The following is a 17,739-nucleotide window of genomic DNA, read 5'->3' on the forward strand; positions in this document are numbered from 1 at the left end:
AGCCGTTCTTTTATAGAACCTTGCTACTTTCAATTTTTTTCGCGCCATCGGCAATGCTTGCTATATAAAAGGTAGCACCATAGCCAATTTTCCTTTGATAGATGTCATTTACATGCTGTTGGAATGCTTCCTGCTGTTCTTTTTCAACGATGGCAATTGCACAGCCACCAAATCCAGCTCCTGTCATTCTAGCTCCAACAACACCTTGCTGTTTTTGTGCGGCTTCAACTAGCGTGTCGAGCTCTATACCGGTAACTTCATAATCGTCTTTTAAGGATTGATGTGACGCATTCATTAGATTTCCGAATGCTGTTAAGTTTCCTTCATGCAATGCTTCCAGTGCTTGAAGGGTACGTTGATTTTCTGTTACGGCATGACGAGCCCTTTTTCGGTTTATCTCATTGGTAATTAGCTGTTGATGGGAAAGGAAAAGCTCGTTGGTTAATTCGCCAAGGGTCTTGATTGAGAGCTGTTTTTGCAATTCCTCTAGTGCTGTTTCACATTGTTCACGGCGTTCATTGTATTTTGAACCTGCTAATGTTCGCTTTTTATTTGTATTCATAATAATAATGACATGGTTATCTAACTTAATAGGGGCATATTTATAATGGAGCGTTTGACAATCGAGAAGCAAGGCGTGATTTTGCTTGCCCATACCTATTGCAAACTGGTCCATAATCCCACTATTTACACCGATATACTGATTTTCTACCTGCTGGCCAAGCTCGATCATGGCTACACGGTCAATGTTTAATGCGAAAAATTCTTCAAGTAAAACGCCAGTGGCCATTTCGATGGAAGCAGAGGAAGAAAGGCCAGCACCATTTGGAATATCCCCATAATATAGAATATCCATCCCGGAATGGATGTTATAGCCTAATTTTTTCAAAGCTAGAATCATCCCTTTAGGGTAGTTGGCCCAGTCATGTTCCTTCGCATAGTCTAATCTATTTAATGGACATTCAATGATTGCTTTATCGGGGAAATTAAGTGAATAAAAACGGAGCTTCTGATCTTGACGCATTCTTCCAACTGCATAGGTTCCAAATGAAATTGCTGCAGGAAAAACATGGCCACCGTTATAATCGGTATGTTCTCCGATTAAATTAATACGTCCGGGGGCAAAGAAAACCTCAGGTGTTTCATTCGTTTGAAAAATAGATTTAAATTGGGTAATAAGGTCTGGTTTCATGTTTAAAACTCCTCTTAAGTGCTGTTCTTTGATAAATTTTGTACATAGTAGATAGCATGAAATTCATAATTAGCAACCGTTACAGGTCTAAAGCGTCAAGGATAAATAAAATGCTGAGAATCAATGCGTAAAAGCTAGAAGCGAAGTGCACACTGCTGGAACCTGGATTGCACAACCTGTAACTATAAGTATGATTCAAAAACTTTATTAATTAATTTAATTAAGTCAATATTACAATGAACAATAGGTAATTTCAACACGTATAGCGAAATAAAATGAAAGGGATTACAATAAATGACGTAAATGTGAATAGTAGCTCAACTTATCGCTTCACAAAAGGATGATTTTATTAAATACTAAGAGGTTAATCGTGATATTGAAGCTATAACCGTCAAACCTTTCTCGTAAACTATAACTATAATAGAAATAAAAATAGATTTGACGTTTTAACGACTTAGTGTTAGGATGTTAAAAGTTAATTAATTTAATTAATTAATGGAAAGTGACAAGGAAATAAGATAGCGTTTTCATTAAAAAGAGCATTTTTGAAAGCGGATACGAGATACATAACGTATACGAGCAAATTTTTACATGATAAAAGGGAGGAGATTTATTGTGTCTTTTATAACCATTGCTTCATTTCTGTTGTTTACTGGTTTAGTTGCAATTATTTCTTATTTAAAAACACGAAAGGAAGATCTGACGACATCAGATGGTTATTTTCTTGGGGGACGTAGTTTAACAGGTTGGGTAATAGCTGGTTCATTAATGCTTACGAATCTATCAACAGAGCAGCTTGTCGGACTAAATGCAGAGGGATATGAATTCAGTATTGCATCAATGGGATGGGAAGTTGGTTCAGCATTAGCACTTGTTTTGGTAGCGTTTTATTTACTTCCACGATATTTAAAAGGTGGAATAACGACAATTCCTGATTTTCTTGAGGAACGTTTTGATCCAGGTGTGAAATTATTTGTTACGATATTATTTTTGTTTGGCTACGTCCTTAATTTAATGCCTCCCATTCTTTATACAGGTGCGGTTGCATTGCGAGAGATGTTTCATGTCCAAGATATTTTCGGAGTGGGCGATACAGCCGCTTTATGGATTACCGTATGGTTAATTGGTATTATCGGTTCAATTTATGCTATTTTTGGAGGATTGAAAGCGGTTGCGATATCTGACACGATAAATGGTATTGGTTTATTAATCGGTGGTTTGCTCATTCCTATTCTCGGACTTGCGTTTCTAGGAGATGGTTCACCAATTGCTGGCTTCCAATCGATTATTGAAAATACACCGGAAAAACTAAATGCAATCGGTGGAGATAAAGAACCATTGCCATTTTCAACAATGTTTACCGGGTTGCTTTTAGTAAACTTGTTCTATTGGGGAACTGCCCAGCATATTATGCAACGAGCAATTGCCGCAAAAAATTTAAAAGAGGGACAAAAGGGGCTATTAATTGCAGCATTTTTAAAAATGCTTGGACCACTCATTTTAATTTTGCCAGGAATTATAGCGTTCAACTTACTAGGTGATAAGCTATCACCAATTAACGCATATACAGCACTTGTCAATCATGTATTGCCATTGCCACTTGTAGGATTTTTTGCGGCTGTCCTTTTTGGAGCAATTTTATCCTCTTTTAATTCTGGTTTAAATTCAACGGTAACGTTATTCATGTTGAATGTGTATAAGCCATACGTGAAACCGAATATATCGGACAACGTACTTATCCGGCATGGTAAAGTGTTTGGAACGTTGATTGCTATTTTTGCGATGTGTATGGCGCCATTGATTGATTTGATGCCACAAGGATTCTTTCAATATTTCCAAATGGTAAACGGTTTTTATAATGTACCGATCTTTACGATACTAATTGTTGGATATATGACAAAGCGTGTACCTGCCATTGCCGCGAAGATTGCACTGGGTGCATTCATTATAGTCTATGGAATTACACAATTATTCTGGGATACGGGAGTTCATTATCTTCATATTCTAGCAATCTTGTTTGTAGCTTGTACGGTATTTATGTTAATTATGGGTAAAGTAAAGCCAAGGGATACGGCGTTTGTTCTTGAAGATAAGAAAGCAGTGGATTTAAATCCATGGAAGCTTGCGTATCCAGTTGGTCTAGCCGCGATTGCTGTGATGATCATTATCTATGTAATCTTCTCACCGATCGGAATTGCTGTATAAAAATTAATTAAGCAAGGGAGGTGCCAAGCGATAAGGCATCTTCCTTTATAAATTTAATGTGCATAATCATCGTTCGCTTTTAATCCTCCATTAACTAAACGCGTTTTTATGCTAGGCTATTCGAAATGCCCCTTTCTTGTGCTCTACGTTATAATGAATGATATACTGAAAAGTAAAGGTCAATCCATTCTCATCCTATGCGGTATATAGGTAACTAGAAATGATTTTCATCTCGCGCAATGCTCTATTTTAGACGTGGAAGTACATAATGTTCGGAGGAACGGCTATGCAACGTGGAACCTTTCAATTAATGAAATCTGTAAATAAATCGATTATTTTAAATAAAATACGGACAGCAGAGCCGATTTCCCGAGCTCAAATTGCCAAAGATACAAAGCTTACTCCGCCAACTGTCAGTAATATCGTGAAGGAACTAATCGATCAAGGATTAGTAGTAGAAAGCGATAGTGGACAATCGATGGGCGGTAGAAAACCAACCATGCTACATATAAATAGGACTGCTTTCTATATTATTGGCGTTGATGCGGGCCCAGATAACATTGTTTCCATCGTTACTGACCTCTCCGGCACAATTATTAAGAGGAACGAAAAAAAGCTGCCAACACGTTTAACGAATGATACGTTTCTAACCTATTTGAAAAATAGTATTCATACAATAATCGCCGAAACACCGTTAAATCGTTCGGAAATATTAGGGATTGGCATCGGAATGCATGGGGTAGTTGATGTAGACAATGGGACGTCACTATTCGCTCCAAACCTTGGGTTAACAAATGTCCCTATTAAAGAAGCGCTTGAAGAAGAATTCGATGTTTTAATTAAAGTAGAAAACGATGCGCGTGCAATGGCACTAGGGGAAGCTTGGTTTGGTGGCCATGGTGACATAGATAGTATGGTTGCTGTAAATATTGGCCGAGGAGTTGGAGCAGGAATTGTAGTTGATGGGAAGCTCTATCATGGCTCTCAAGACATCGCGGGAGAAATCGGTCATATGACGATTGACATGCATGGGAAGGTTTGTACGTGTGGCAATCAAGGCTGCTTGCAAACCTTTGCCACAGGCTCTGCAATTGCAAATCGTGCCCAGGAGCGCCTTCTAGAAAGTGGTGTTTCCGAAGCGATGAGGCTTACCGGTGAGAGTGTATATGCACTTGCAAAGGCGGGGAACACGATATATGAAGAAGTATTAATAGAGACAGGAGTTTATATCGGTGTTGGATTAACGAATTTAATTCATCTCGTCAATCCAAAAAAAATCGTTCTCGGCGGCGGTGTAATGAACAGTGCGCAATACATTTTGCCAAGTATAAAGCAAACGATTGCTCAACGTGCACTCACCCCGGATGCAAAGCAAACAGAGGTAGTCGTTACTACTTTAGGAGAGGATGCCACTCTACTCGGTGCTGTGTCACTATTGTTAGTAGAATTGTTTGAAAGAAAATAAAAGAGCTATTGGCTACTCTGCATTTAAGTCATTTGTAGAAACTGAAGAACCACATGAAATCAAGGATTTATACCTGAATTTTATGTGGTTCTTTTTCTATTTGTCCGCACGGAAGATCGCTGGATTATTTGAAAACACGCCATCTACTCCAAAATCTAGCAGCTGCTCATATCTTTTCGTGTCGTTCACTGTATACGGATATACCTTAAACCCATGCGCTTTACAGCTTTCAACAAATTCTTGGTCTGTATATACTTGATTTGGATGGATATTGCTTATCCGAAGTCCGCTTTGTTTAGCGTATTCCCAAGGGCGTAGCATCCGATAATAAAACAACATTCCTAATTCTAATCCAGGCTCCAAGGCTTGCACTTTTTGTAGAGCTAGATGATCGAAGGAAGAAATCAAGATATTTTCCAAGCGATTGTTTGCTCGAAGGCAATCGATAAGTATTTTTTCAATGCCATCGTAAATGACGGGAATATTTTTGATTTCAATATTAAGGATGATGTCTTTCGGGCAAAGGTCTAACACTTCCTGTAAGGTTGGCAGGGAAGTTCCTTTATACGCTGTTCCAAATGCAGCGCTGATATCGATTTGCTTTATTTCATGTAAGGAATAATCTTTTATTCGTCCTTTAACTTGGTTGTTGTAACGGGTAAACTTATGATCATGACAAATAACGAGCTGATTGTCTTTTGTAAGCTGGACATCCAGCTCGATCGCTTGTGTTCCGTGCTCTAAAGCTTTTTGAAAAGCAGGAATGGAGTTTTCAGGTGCTTCTGTTAATGAGCCGCGATGGGCGAAATTTAAAACCACTGTCAATCACCTCTTGAATTGAAAAAAATAGATTGGTTTCATCATATCACAAGAAAGATATCGGGGGGCATTTGATTTTTGAGAAAGCTATGTGGAAGTCTTTTTCATTATGTGCTTAATCTGCTTATATACATTTTTTATGAGCTGCCAATTAAAACCGATAAATAATAAAATGGAAAAGAAGATACTAATCGCTAGCCATAGCTTGGAAAGAATAAAAGGCAGGGCAATGGAAATTCCAACAAGCGGAAATAAGATAGCCATATCCTTCTGAGGAAGCTCTACATGGAAAAGCTTGTTCGCCCCTTTTATTCGTAATAACCAAGTTAGCAAAAATGCACCAAATGTCGAGATGGCGATTGCGTATAATCCAAGAAGTGATATAAGAAGTAGGTTAATGACAACATTGACAAGCGCGCCGACTACAGTTGACCAAAAAATTTGGTTCGTTTGCTTGGCACCATGAAAACCAGCAGCCCAGAATAATGAAAAAGCATGAAATACCGTTCCGAGCATAAGAAAGCCGATATATTTCCATGCATCAAAATAGGAACTAGAAACAGCGATTGCTAATAGTGGTTTGGCAACAAGTGTTAGACAGATAACTGAGGTGATGATTAGTCTGAAGAAATGCTTGAATACATCTGAATAATAATCATCTTTATTCGTAGTATGGAAGGTAACAATCGCACTATCCTTCCAAGCAAGAGAGAAAACAGAATTAATTAAGAGGAGCATTGCTGGAATTTTATTAGCAACAGCATATAATCCATTCATCTCCATGCCGAGAAATGCGCTGATAAAGTAACGATCAGACATCGTTAAAATCCACCAGCTCGCAGCACCTGGAATAATAGGCATCGAATAAGCTAAAAAGTGTTTTAACAGTCCTTTTGAATAAACGGATAAAGAAACATACCGCTCCATTTTCATCTGTTTCCAAAAAACAAGACTCCCCACGAATCCAGAAATCATAGCCGCATAGAAAAAAGCCTCCACGCGAAGCTGGAGAACGAACATAAAGAAAAGCATACATAGGAGTGTAATCCCCATCTGAATGATGCCCATCATTGCAAACAGCTTGTTATATCGTAATCCCCTCGCACATTGTTGCATAAAGCTGTTTACAATAAGAATGTTAATAAAACCAAGTGCAGGCCAAGCGTACGGAAAGGAATAAAAGCTGAAAAACACAATCGCAAGCACATTAAACATAATCGTATTACGTATAATGGCAAGTATGCCTGTTGTAATTATTTCTGCTCGCTTCGATTCGCAATTTTCTTCTAAAAGCCAGCGATATACAGCAGCTACAAGCTCAAATGTAATAAATGGGGTTATTAAAGCTCCAGTCGTTGCAGCAACATCCCAAAGACCGAATTCGGCTGGTGAGAAATAGCGTGTATAGATTGGGAGCATAAGAATCCCTAAGACTCCTGTGCCAAGCTTAGCAAATCCGTAAATGAATGTATTCTTAAACAAATTATTCATCGCTTTTCGATTCCTTTGTCAATATCATGTTTCTGTTTTCAATAACAATTTATCAAGCTCCTGAAAGTGCTGTGGAGCACTGTTAGCTTGTTTTTGAATAGATAACGTATTTGTTTCCATACTAGAAGTGACTTCCCTAGAATCAAGCGTTGCTATTTGCTGGAGAAGGGCAAATGTGCCATTGTATTGAGCATCCTCCATGACATGTATCATTTTCTGGCTATATACGATTGGAAAGACAGGTTTCTCGTACACCCAACCAAGGATCATCGCGTGAAATCGGGTTGCAATAACATAGCAGGATTGCGCAATGATATGTAAGGTTTCTTCCATATTATGCTGGTAAAAATGCGTTGAAATGGAAGATCGTTTCGCTGCTGGAATAAGGTTTAGAATCTGCTTCACGGCATCTTCATCTCCTTCAAATGCACAAAAAGATGTAAGTGTAATCTGATAGCCTTCTTGAATTAGTGCAAGTGCAATATCGCGAATTTTTTCATAATACGGCTCATCATAAGCAGCAAACTCCTTTCGTGTAGATGGTTTTATAACAGATATAAACACATTATTTGTTGTTGATTGTATGCGTTCAGGTTTAAGTTGAAATACAATGTCATCCGCCTTGCGAACATTCGGAAGCGCTTGAAACAGCCGGTAGGAATGTTCTTCTCGAAAGCAAATGTCTGTATAAGCTGCGAACAATCGCTTGTAAGCATTATAAAAGGCTGGATCATCATAAGGTCCAAAGTTAGCTCCGAGTAGATAATAAGGTTTTTCCTTTATATGCATTTTCCTCCTCATAGCAAGTTCTTTTTTCCAGCCAACTCGTTGAATAAATAACGAACCACCAATTTGAACGATCCCATCGCATCGTTTTGACAACGCAATTGGCTTTGAGAAAGGGAGCTTTAGCGCTCTCCCTAGTAATCGTTTTCCTTTCTCAAAAGGTGTATCACTCGGGTAAACGGTTAAATTAATACATTGCTTAAATAGAAGTTCATATTTCTTTGGGGCATATAAAAGAAATTGAACGCTCGGATACCGTTCACATAACAGCTTTATAAATAAATCATCGCCAAGGTTAAATTGCGTATAGGCATAAATCATTATTTTTTTCATTGCAGGTTTCCTTTACTATTTTTTTCTTCTTTCATATTCAATCTTTTTAAGAGATAGAATAACGGAAGCATTCTTGATTTTAGAAAATGCTTTGCTTTAAAAAAGACATAAATCCCTTGAGTAGAATGCTTGCGTATAAAGAATTTCATGAGACGGGCTTGAACACCACCCGAATAATAGCGCAGTTTATCTTCCGGAATTTCTTCGAGAATGTTAGTTATTTGAGCTTTCTTTTCTTCCGTAGAATAGTTGGATGCAGGATGGAACACATTATTTAAGCATTTCACAATACTATTCATATAAGATTGTTCAACATATTTTTTATTTGCTCCATGAAAAACTTGGTGCTCGATTAAAAATTGTTTTACACACGAGTATAAATACTTTTGGTTGTCCATAAGGCTGTTGTTAAAGCTACGAGACAATGTATCATCCTGAGAGATAACATAGTTATATAAGGGCTTGCTAATAAGGTACATAGCTTCACAGGTACGGATATAATCGAGATTAAACAATAAATCCTCTCCACGCTGGAGCCCTTTTTGAAATTGAATAGCAGAAGATTTTAAATTACGCGTTTGATAAAGCTTGTTGCAAGGGGAATGCAGTAACAGTTTGGTGTACAACATGCCAAATTGTTGTAAAAATTCTGCTTTAGAAAAGCTTCCATCTAAAGGTGGAATATAATTGGTATGCATCAATGACCGTTTTCCTTTTTGTAATGAGCGATATCCACAAATAACAAAAGGCGTATCACTGCTTATATGCTTGATTAGTGTTTCTGTCATGTCTCGATCGATATAATCATCTGCATCTACAAATTGAATATAATCGCCTGACGCTTTTTTTATACCATTATTTCTAGCTGTTGATGGACCAGCATTGGCTTGATGAATGACAATGACGCGTGGATCTAAGCGTGAGAAAGAGTAACAAATTTTCAAGCTGTTATCAGTAGAGCCATCATCAACTAAAATGATTTCAATATGTGGATAGGTTTGCTGTAGAATACTTGTTATGCAATGTGTTAGCTGCTGTTCAGCGTTATACACTGGAACGATAATACTAACTAGCTTATTTGGTTGCATGACTTCACCTTTCTTTCTCTCGGGAAGCTAATAATGGTTTCATCTTAACAGTTATTGACAAGCTAGCAATATTTATTCAAAAGCAGAAAAAGGAATGATTTTATTTTTTTAGGGAAATATTAAGGCAATGTAAATTTTATTGGAGAATTTTCGTTCTAACCTTTATAATGAAGAAAGAGAAATGAAAGTTCCTGTTTTGTTGATTGGAATGGCTTTTATAATGAGGTGGCCAAATTGATTAATATTATCGTGTTAGCATTTTTATCATTTATAACATCCTATTTCTTAACACCGGTGTTAATTAAACATAGTAAAAAATTTCATTTATTAGATAAACCGAATTACCGAAAAGTGCATAAAGAACCGATCCCAACCGCTGGTGGACTAATCATTTTTATTAGCTTTTTAGTCGGCCTTTTTGTGCTTCAACCATATAATGATTACCATATTGCCATTATTTGTGGTGCTGTACTCATTATTATTTTAGGGATTTTTGATGATCTATATACGCTGTCACCAAAGGTTAAATTTGCGGTACAGTTTTTAGCTGCCGGACTTGTCGTATATTGGGCTGGCTTGCAGGTTGAGTTTATTAATTTACCGTTCGGTGGGCAAGTGGAGTTTGGTTTTCTAAGCTCCTTAATTACATTAATATGGATTGTTGGAATTACGAATGCAATCAACCTTATTGACGGCTTGGACGGGCTGGCGGCAGGCGTTTCTTCCATTGCGCTTTTTACGATTTCGATTATGGCTATTATCATGGGAGAGGTTTATGTAGCGACAATTGCCATCATTCTCTTTTTCAGTACACTTGGCTTTTTGCGTTATAACTTTTTTCCTGCAAAAATATTTATGGGTGATACAGGAGCATTGTTTTTAGGGTATATGATTTCCGTATTAGCGTTGCTCGGATTTAAAAATGTAACGATCATTTCATTCGTTATTCCTATCTTTATTTTAGGGGTACCGATTTCCGATACATTAATTGCGATGGTACGTCGCTTTATTAATAAGCAGCCTATGTCCAGTCCAGATAGCGCTCACTTGCATCACCGCTTAATTAAATTTGGATTTACACATAAGCAAACGGTATTATTTATTTATGGATTAAGTACGATGTTTAGCTTAGCAGCGATTCTCTTTTCGATGACAACGGTTTGGGGCTCTGTATTAATTTTCGTTATTGCAATGCTTGTCATTCAAGTATTAATTGAGAATCTAGAGCTCATTAATAGTAACTATAAGCCGCTAACGAATTTTGTTAAGGGGCTACGACATAAGCAATAAAAAGAAAAACCTTTTAGCACGGATGCTGAAAGGTTTTTTGCTGTAATAGGGGAGGTCTAGAGAAATAAATGATCCATGCTTCCGTGGGAAACATGAATCATTTTGTATTAATGTCTTAATTTGGGCTTGCATGCTCTGTTGTACTAGCATCATTAGGAGTTGCAATAGATTTTACATCTAGATGCTGCTGTAGGAGTTCTTTAGTTTCTACAAGCTTTTCTTCGTCTAACTTCCAGAAATAGATTCGCTTTGGATTATATACCCAGTAATCCTCTCCTTCAAGAGAGTACGAATCAATTTTTAAGCTTTTTCCAGCTGTGCCATAAGTGATGAAACTCTTCATATCACTAAAGCTCATATTCGTTGTCATGTTACTTCCGACCGCTTCCATCACGTCATCGATTTTTAAGATGGAATTCATCGAAACTGCTTTTTTTACAATTGCTTTAATGATTTCCTGCTGTCTTTTTCCGCGCTCAATATCGTTATCGAGCTTACGTGTACGTGCTAGAGCGAGTGCTTCTTCTCCATCGAGTTGCTGTTCTCCAGGCAAAAGATGAATAGCTCCTGCCACATCACTGGAATCCTGTTCTCTAAATTCATATGGTACATCCACTTTAATACCATCAATTGCATCGACAACATCAATAAATGCTTCAAAATTTACCTTTACCCAGTAATCAATCGGAATATCTAACAGATTTTCTACCGTCTCCACAGCAGCTGTAGTCCCACCCTTACTATGGGCGCTATTAATCCTTGTTTCACTGCCATCAAAAGGAATGTAGACAAGTGAGTCACGAGGTATGCTAAGCAATTTCACGCTTTTTTCTTTTATGTTTAGTGTTGCTACCATCATCGTGTCTGTTCTTGAATTATCCGCATTATTACGGATGTCACTTGCATCGACGCCCATGATCAAGATGGACACATTATCATCACTTGGATTGACCACCTTGTCACGAAGCTCTGATTTTTCTCTTCCATCATCTTGATAGGATTTTGAAAAAACGGAGTCTGCCGTTATATATAGGTAAGTGAAATAGGAAAAAGCGGATAAAAAAACGAGAAGCGGAACGGCGATAAAAAATATTCTTTTTCTAAGCTTACGTTTTTTAACACGTCTCACAATCCGTGAATTTGACGTTGGTTGTTTATACATTATAAATTCTCCCTTTGTGTTTAGGTATTTCTAGTCTCTGCTTTATTGGCAGTGTTATCATTATTTTCACATAGAAATTTTTGCCCGATAATGGTATCATGTATCATGATAAAATAATAGATTGCTAATGTTAAGCGAATGTAAAGCTAACCTTTATTTTACTATGAATTCAGTTTTTCGTAAATTGCTTTTTTATTACATCTATAATAATTAGACGTTACAATTGTCGACAAACCTAAAAAAACGTAGTGTAAAATATTGGATGTGGGGAGTTTTACGATGACCATTGATAAAGCAGAGAGGTTACATGAAATGAAGCATCATGAAACAGTTTCCATTATGGATATACAATTTATAAATATGACAAAAAAGGACTTTCTTCATCATCAGCTGTATCCACGTTTAAATCGACAGCAAAAGTGCTTTGTTGTGACAGCAAATCCAGAAATTGTCATGCAAGGAAGAGCACAACGTTCTTATAAAGAAGTGCTCCAGTCAGCGGATTTTGTTACGCCAGATGGAGCGGGGATATTACTTGCTGCCAAGTATTTAAAGCAGCCATTACAAGAAAGAATTGCTGGCTATGATTTAATGCTTGACTTATTAAATTTTGCGCATGTACAAGGGTTACGCTGTTATTTTCTTGGAGGAAAGGACTATGTAAATGAAAAAATGGTCCTTGAGGTAGAAAAGCAATTCCCTAATATAAATATAGTCGGACATCAGCACGGATATACAGACATAAATGATCCAATGTTAATTGATGATATGCGTAAAGCGGCTCCGGATTTAGTATTCGTTGCTTTAGGAATGCCTAGACAGGAGCAATGGATCGCTCATCATATCGATGCTTTTCAAAAAGGATTGTTTATAGGGGTCGGAGGGAGCTTCGATACCTTCGTTGGAGAAGTAAAGCGTGCACCACAGAAATGGATTAATTTAAATTTAGAGTGGTTATACCGCATTATTAAACAGCCTTTCCGTATAAAAAGAATTGGCAAGGCGTTTGAATTTATTTTTCGAATCCTGTTAAAAAAGAGCTAATAGCTAATAAGCCTTATGAAAAAAGTGAATTTTTTCGTAAGGCTTTTTTAAATGGAAATGGAAAAAGTCTCTCTTTGTTAGTGTATTCGAATAGAAGTATGAAATGGTGGCAGGTTTTTAACTGCTTCAGCTTGTATTAAACGATATGAGAATATGAAGCGCCCCTTTTTTTCGCCCACCTTCGATATTAGCAGTGAAAGGAGGTGGGGGAGATGGCAGTAGCAGATATGACGAATTCGCAGTTGCGTCTTGTTCTATATGATGGAGACGACGCCATCACAGGGAAGCCGATTTATAAGGCAAAGTCGTTCAACAATGTGAATTTTGCTGCGACAGCAAATCAATTGTATGCTGTTGCAACGGCAATTGCTGGCTTACAGCAACGCCCGCTCTACAGCATTGAACGAAAAGACAGCTCGGACATTCGTCAAGCATAAGAAGCACGTTTTAAAAAAGGGATGATGGGAGGGAGAATGAGATGAAAAAGTTGGAGCTTAAGTTTGAGAATGCGGAAGGAAAGACAGTCACCTATGCATTAGATAAACCACTAGAGCCTGTGGATCCTACAGAGGTTTCACGAGTAATGGACGAGATCATTACACAAGGAGCATTTACATCGAAGGGTGGAAACCTCGTTGCTAAGAAAAGTGCTCGTGTAGTTGAGCATATTGTAGAAGAAATTCAATTAGTATAACGATCACCATGTTATGATTCTGATGTGAACAAGACCAGCTCATAAAGCTGGTCTGTTTTTTCAACGAAGGAGGGAAATGGAATGGACGCTTGGATAAAATTCATAACTGAGGTTGGCTTTCCAATCGTAGTAACCTTTTATCTACTCCATCGAATTGAAAGTAAATTAAACTTGTTAATCGAATCGATCCATACGTTACCCGAAAAACTAAAATGATTAACTAAGAAGCTTCGAGTGATCGGAGTTTCTTTTTGCGTTTGAAAGGTACTTTTATTTAAGGAAAGTAATAACAGGATAAATTACATTTGCTGTGGGAACTTAAAGAAGCGAAAAGCGAAATGAGGGATGTAAAATTTGAAACGTATTCTAATAAGCGTTCATTCATGGCAAGAAAAGGAAGCAATATATTAAAAAAAGGGTTGAAAAATGAAATGTCCAGTAAGTTGCTCGATAAACGTTAAAAGTTTGCTCAATATTTCACAATCTATCCATGGTATATGTCGGCTAGGAGAATTACAATATAAGTGTACTAAGAAATGCATTTTGAAAGGAGATCTTATCCATGCCTAAAACTATTTTTAAAGCAGCAGCATATTTACAGGAAGGTGTAAAAGTAAAGGTGAAATCAAGAAATTTTGAAATAACAGTAGATGAACCGGAAAGCCTCGGTGGAACTGATACAGGAATGAATCCAGTAGAATTAGTGCTCGGTGCATTAGGTGCATGTCAGGCAATTGTTGCTGGTGCGTTTGCAAGAAAATTTAAAATGGAATTCACCAACTTCTGGGTTGAAGTAGAAGGCGATCTTGATACAGATGGATTTTTACAAATAGCAGATGTACGAAAAGGGTATAGTGACATTCGTTACAATATTCATATCGAAACGGATGCACCCAGAGAAAAAGTAGAAGAATTTGTGGCATTTATTGAAGATACTTGTCCAGTAGGTGATACATTAGCAAATACTGTAAATTTAAAGCTAAATAAAATCATTATTGAAAATGAATAACTTTCTTTAAACGATAGTATACAAAAGCTCCTATTCTTAATGTTGAATAGGAGCTTTTTTGTTGTAGATGATAAAAAAGTCATCAATTAAAAATACTTCGGGGAAATGGATTCAAGCGGCGTTCCGCTACGCAATTGTTTCTTTACTACTAACTTCCCACTAAAGCAAAAGCATTATGTTAAAAGCAGAAAAAATAAACAGACATAAAACCTGTCCTAAGTCGAATATCATATGACAACGAACTTTATTTTAAATGAAGGATTGCATGGTAAGAAAAAAGGGTAGTTACAAAAAGGGGTGGAGAATCATGATGTGTTTTATTTTTTAGAAAAGGTTGTAGGTATTTATGCATACTTGAAAATAAGAAAATATAGGGGTGAAGGATATGTCTGAATTTTTAGCAGAAATGATTGGGACGATGGTGCTAATTATTTTCGGAGCGGGTGTTGTTGCTGGTGTTGTATTAAAAAATTCAAAAGCAGAGGGTGCTGGATGGGTCGTCATAACAATTGGCTGGGGACTTGCAGTAGCAATGGGCGTATATGCGGTAGGAAGTATATCAGGTGCCCATATCAATCCAGCAGTAACAATCGGATTTGCTGTTGCAGGTGAATTCCCTTGGGAGAAGGTGCCATTGTATATCGTGGCACAAATGATTGGGGCGATGCTTGGCGCAGGGATTGCTTTCATCAACTACTTACCACACTGGAAAAAAACAAAGGACAAAGCGGCTAAGCTTGCAGTATTTTCAACAGCTCCAGCAGTTCGAAGTCCCTTTTCAAACTTTATTAGTGAGATGGTAGGGACATTTGTCTTATTAATGGGGCTCATGTTTATTGGAGCAAATGAATTTACCGAAGGATTAAATCCACTCATTGTTGGTTTGCTCATCGTCGCAATCGGTATGTCATTAGGTGGTGCAACAGGATATGCAATCAATCCAGCGCGTGATCTAGGACCAAGAATTGCACACGCACTACTTCCTATTCCAGGAAAAGGGGATTCAGACTGGGGCTATGCTTGGATACCAGTTGTTGGACCAATTTTTGGAGGGATTTATGGTGCGTTATTTTATCAAGCTTTATTTTTAGGTAACTTTTCTGCGCTTTTTTGGATAATGAGTGCATTAACAGCCATTGTAATCGTTGGTGCAGTGAATGCAGAATTGAAAAAGGGACGCTCTTTCGCAAATGACGTAGAACAAAAGCTAAGCTAGGTTGGACAACGCTGTTTTAGCAACGAAAAAAAGCAAACGGTTACAAAGATAAGGTATTTTTCGGTAGAATATGTTTATATAAAAAATGAAGACAAACAAAACATCGTTGAGCGATTAAAAAAGTCATACGCAGATATATTAGAAAATAGGAGGAGATTCTATGGAACAGCAATATATTATGGCGCTCGATCAAGGAACTACGAGTTCTAGAGCCATTTTGTTTAATCATGCAGGAGAAATAGTCGAAACTGCCCAAAGGGAGTTTGAGCAGTTTTTTCCAAAGCCAGGCTGGGTAGAGCATGATGCGAATGAAATATGGACATCGGTACTAGCGTGTATATCTGAGGTGCTACGAAAGGCAGATGTTGAGCCAACACAGGTGGCTGGTATTGGTATAACGAATCAGCGGGAAACGACGGTTGTTTGGGATCGACAAACAGGAAAGCCAATCTATAAGGCGATTGTTTGGCAGTCAAGACAAACCGCGCCGATTTGTAATGAGTTAAAGGAACAAGGATATAATGACTTGTTTCGTGAAAAGACGGGCCTGTTAATCGATGCGTATTTCTCCGGGACGAAGGTGAAATGGATTTTAGATAATGTTGATGGAGCACGCGAAAAAGCGAATAATGGCGATCTCATGTTTGGAACGATTGACACGTGGCTCGTTTACAAGCTTTCAGGAGGAAAGGAGCATGTTACAGATTACTCTAATGCTTCGCGAACACTGATGTTTAATATTTATGACCTTAAATGGGACGAGGAGCTGTTAGATATTCTTGGTGTGCCAATGAGTATGCTTCCTGAAGTTCGCCAGTCATCAGAGGTATATGCGAAAACAGTGAATTATCACTTTTTCGGTCACGAGGTTCCAATCGCAGGTATTGCTGGTGATCAGCAGGCAGCATTGTTCGGGCAAGCCTGTTTTGAAAAAGGCATGGCAAAAAACACTTATGGAACAGGCTGCTTTATGCTCATGAATACAGGTGACAAAGGTGTTTCATCCGAGCATGGCCTACTAACGACACTTGCCTGGGGTGTAGACGGCAAGGTGGAATATGCATTAGAAGGAAGTATTTTTGTTGCAGGTTCAGCTATTCAATGGTTGCGTGATGGCTTGAAGCTGATCAATAGTTCACCGGAGAGTGAAGCTTTCGCTAACAGCGTAGATTCAACGGATGGGGTTTACATGGTACCAGCATTTGTCGGTCTTGGAACGCCATATTGGGATAGTGATGCCCGTGGTGCTGTATTTGGCTTGACACGAGGGACGACAAAAGCCCATTTTATCCGCGCGACATTAGAATCACTTGCCTACCAGACAAAAGACGTCCTTGATGCGATGATCGCTGACTCTGGAATCCATTTAAAAAAGCTCCGCGTAGATGGCGGTGCGGTAAAAAATAATCTACTCATGCAATTTCAAAGTGATATGCTCGGTGTGCCTGTTGAACGCCCCGTAGTTCAAGAAACAACTGCTTTAGGAGCGGCATATTTAGCAGGCCTTGCAGTAGGATATTGGCAGGATAAAGAAGAAATCGCCAAGCAATGGAAGGTCGACCAGGTCTTTGAAAATACGATGGAAACAGCTCAAGTAGAAGAATTGTACGGCGGCTGGCAAAAAGCAGTTGCAGCAACACGCTCATTTAAATAAAGACTAACGTGCGTGGACGCAGATCAAGTGGGATAAACGACACAACGAGCTGGAACAAGGTGACAGTCGAGCGAGAATCGGTTGAAACGATCAAGAATGGGTCCAACTCGATCAAGAATCGTGTGAAACGATCAAGAAAGGGCTCAACTCGATCAAGAACCACCCAATTTCACATGAGACGGCCTGCCAGTTTTTATTCTGAGAATCAGTTAATGCATTCAATCATGCCACGCCACTCCATAGCCATCCACCTGAAGAGGAAAGAAACACCTCGCCAACCAAGGCGAGGTG

Annotated in this window: 16 protein-coding genes; 10 read left to right on the forward strand and 6 right to left on the reverse strand. The window is 38.2% G+C overall.

From position 1 onward, the window contains the following. Positions 1-10 precede the first annotated feature (10 nt). A complete protein-coding gene (locus QBK89_RS00335) occupies positions 11-1,192 on the reverse strand; it encodes a galactokinase (protein ID WP_284139013.1) in 1,182 nt (393 codons plus the stop codon). Positions 1,193-1,807: 615 nt separating this feature from the next. Between QBK89_RS00335 and QBK89_RS00340 the strand changes: the two genes are divergently transcribed. Together QBK89_RS00340 and QBK89_RS00345 are read left to right on the forward strand one after the other, a co-directional pair. Continuing rightward, positions 1,808-3,397, forward strand: coding sequence for a solute:sodium symporter family transporter (locus QBK89_RS00340; protein ID WP_284139014.1), 1,590 nt, complete (start codon positions 1,808-1,810; stop codon positions 3,395-3,397). A gap of 286 nt (positions 3,398-3,683) precedes the next feature. Beyond that, positions 3,684-4,862: an ROK family transcriptional regulator gene (locus QBK89_RS00345; RefSeq protein ID WP_284139015.1), complete on the forward strand. Its 1,179-nt coding sequence runs from the start codon at positions 3,684-3,686 to the stop codon at positions 4,860-4,862. A gap of 96 nt (positions 4,863-4,958) precedes the next feature. Here QBK89_RS00345 and QBK89_RS00350 read toward each other — a convergent pair whose 3' ends face one another. The 4 genes from QBK89_RS00350 to QBK89_RS00365 all read right to left on the reverse strand — a co-directional run bounded on the left by QBK89_RS00350 (position 4,959) and on the right by QBK89_RS00365 (position 9,379). After that, positions 4,959-5,681, reverse strand: a complete 723-nt coding sequence (locus tag QBK89_RS00350; RefSeq protein WP_284139016.1) for a glycerophosphodiester phosphodiesterase — start codon at positions 5,679-5,681, stop codon at positions 4,959-4,961. A gap of 87 nt (positions 5,682-5,768) precedes the next feature. After that, on the reverse strand, positions 5,769-7,172 hold the full coding sequence (locus tag QBK89_RS00355) for a lipopolysaccharide biosynthesis protein (protein ID WP_284139017.1): 1,404 nt from the start codon (positions 7,170-7,172) through the stop codon (positions 5,769-5,771). A 24-nt stretch (positions 7,173-7,196) separates the two neighbouring features. Next, a complete protein-coding gene (locus QBK89_RS00360; RefSeq protein WP_284139018.1) occupies positions 7,197-8,291 on the reverse strand; it encodes a polysaccharide pyruvyl transferase family protein in 1,095 nt (364 codons plus the stop codon). Continuing rightward, positions 8,288-9,379, reverse strand: coding sequence for a glycosyltransferase family 2 protein (locus tag QBK89_RS00365; RefSeq protein WP_284139019.1), 1,092 nt, complete (start codon positions 9,377-9,379; stop codon positions 8,288-8,290). The genes QBK89_RS00360 and QBK89_RS00365 overlap by 4 nt, the downstream gene beginning before the upstream one ends. A gap of 234 nt (positions 9,380-9,613) precedes the next feature. On the opposite strand from QBK89_RS00365, the gene QBK89_RS00370 reads away from it, so the two are divergent. After that, positions 9,614-10,669 (forward strand): glycosyltransferase family 4 protein, encoded by a 1,056-nt coding sequence (locus tag QBK89_RS00370; protein ID WP_443089771.1) that lies wholly within the window; start codon positions 9,614-9,616, stop codon positions 10,667-10,669. Positions 10,670-10,784: 115 nt separating this feature from the next. Here the strand turns inward: QBK89_RS00370 and QBK89_RS00375 are convergent, their stop codons facing one another. Next, positions 10,785-11,831 carry an LCP family protein gene (locus tag QBK89_RS00375; protein ID WP_284139020.1) on the reverse strand — a complete coding sequence of 349 codons (1,047 nt, stop codon included), beginning with the start codon at positions 11,829-11,831 and terminating at the stop codon, positions 10,785-10,787. Between the two features lie 279 nt (positions 11,832-12,110). On the opposite strand from QBK89_RS00375, the gene QBK89_RS00380 reads away from it, so the two are divergent. From QBK89_RS00380 to glpK, 7 genes are all read left to right on the forward strand, one after another. Next, positions 12,111-12,875 (forward strand): WecB/TagA/CpsF family glycosyltransferase, encoded by a 765-nt coding sequence (locus QBK89_RS00380; RefSeq protein ID WP_284139021.1) that lies wholly within the window; start codon positions 12,111-12,113, stop codon positions 12,873-12,875. 212 nt (positions 12,876-13,087) lie between these two features. After that, positions 13,088-13,312, forward strand: coding sequence for a DUF1659 domain-containing protein (locus QBK89_RS00385; RefSeq protein ID WP_284139022.1), 225 nt, complete (start codon positions 13,088-13,090; stop codon positions 13,310-13,312). Positions 13,313-13,353: 41 nt separating this feature from the next. Next, complete coding sequence (locus QBK89_RS00390) at positions 13,354-13,569, forward strand: DUF2922 domain-containing protein (protein ID WP_284139023.1); 216 nt, start codon at positions 13,354-13,356, stop codon at positions 13,567-13,569. Between the two features lie 81 nt (positions 13,570-13,650). Then, positions 13,651-13,785, forward strand: coding sequence for a YvrJ family protein (locus QBK89_RS00395; protein WP_284139024.1), 135 nt, complete (start codon positions 13,651-13,653; stop codon positions 13,783-13,785). Positions 13,786-14,131: 346 nt separating this feature from the next. Continuing rightward, positions 14,132-14,578, forward strand: a complete 447-nt coding sequence (locus tag QBK89_RS00400; RefSeq protein WP_284139025.1) for an OsmC family protein — start codon at positions 14,132-14,134, stop codon at positions 14,576-14,578. Positions 14,579-14,963: 385 nt separating this feature from the next. Then, positions 14,964-15,794: an MIP/aquaporin family protein gene (locus QBK89_RS00405; protein WP_284139026.1), complete on the forward strand. Its 831-nt coding sequence runs from the start codon at positions 14,964-14,966 to the stop codon at positions 15,792-15,794. Between the two features lie 160 nt (positions 15,795-15,954). After that, a complete protein-coding gene (glpK, locus tag QBK89_RS00410) occupies positions 15,955-17,448 on the forward strand; it encodes a glycerol kinase GlpK (RefSeq protein ID WP_284139027.1) in 1,494 nt (497 codons plus the stop codon). Positions 17,449-17,739: the final 291 nt, after the last annotated feature.

Origin of the sequence: Virgibacillus sp. LDC-1 (genome assembly GCF_030137545.1) — a bacterium.
Classification (GTDB): domain Bacteria; phylum Bacillota; class Bacilli; order Bacillales; family Amphibacillaceae; genus LDC-1.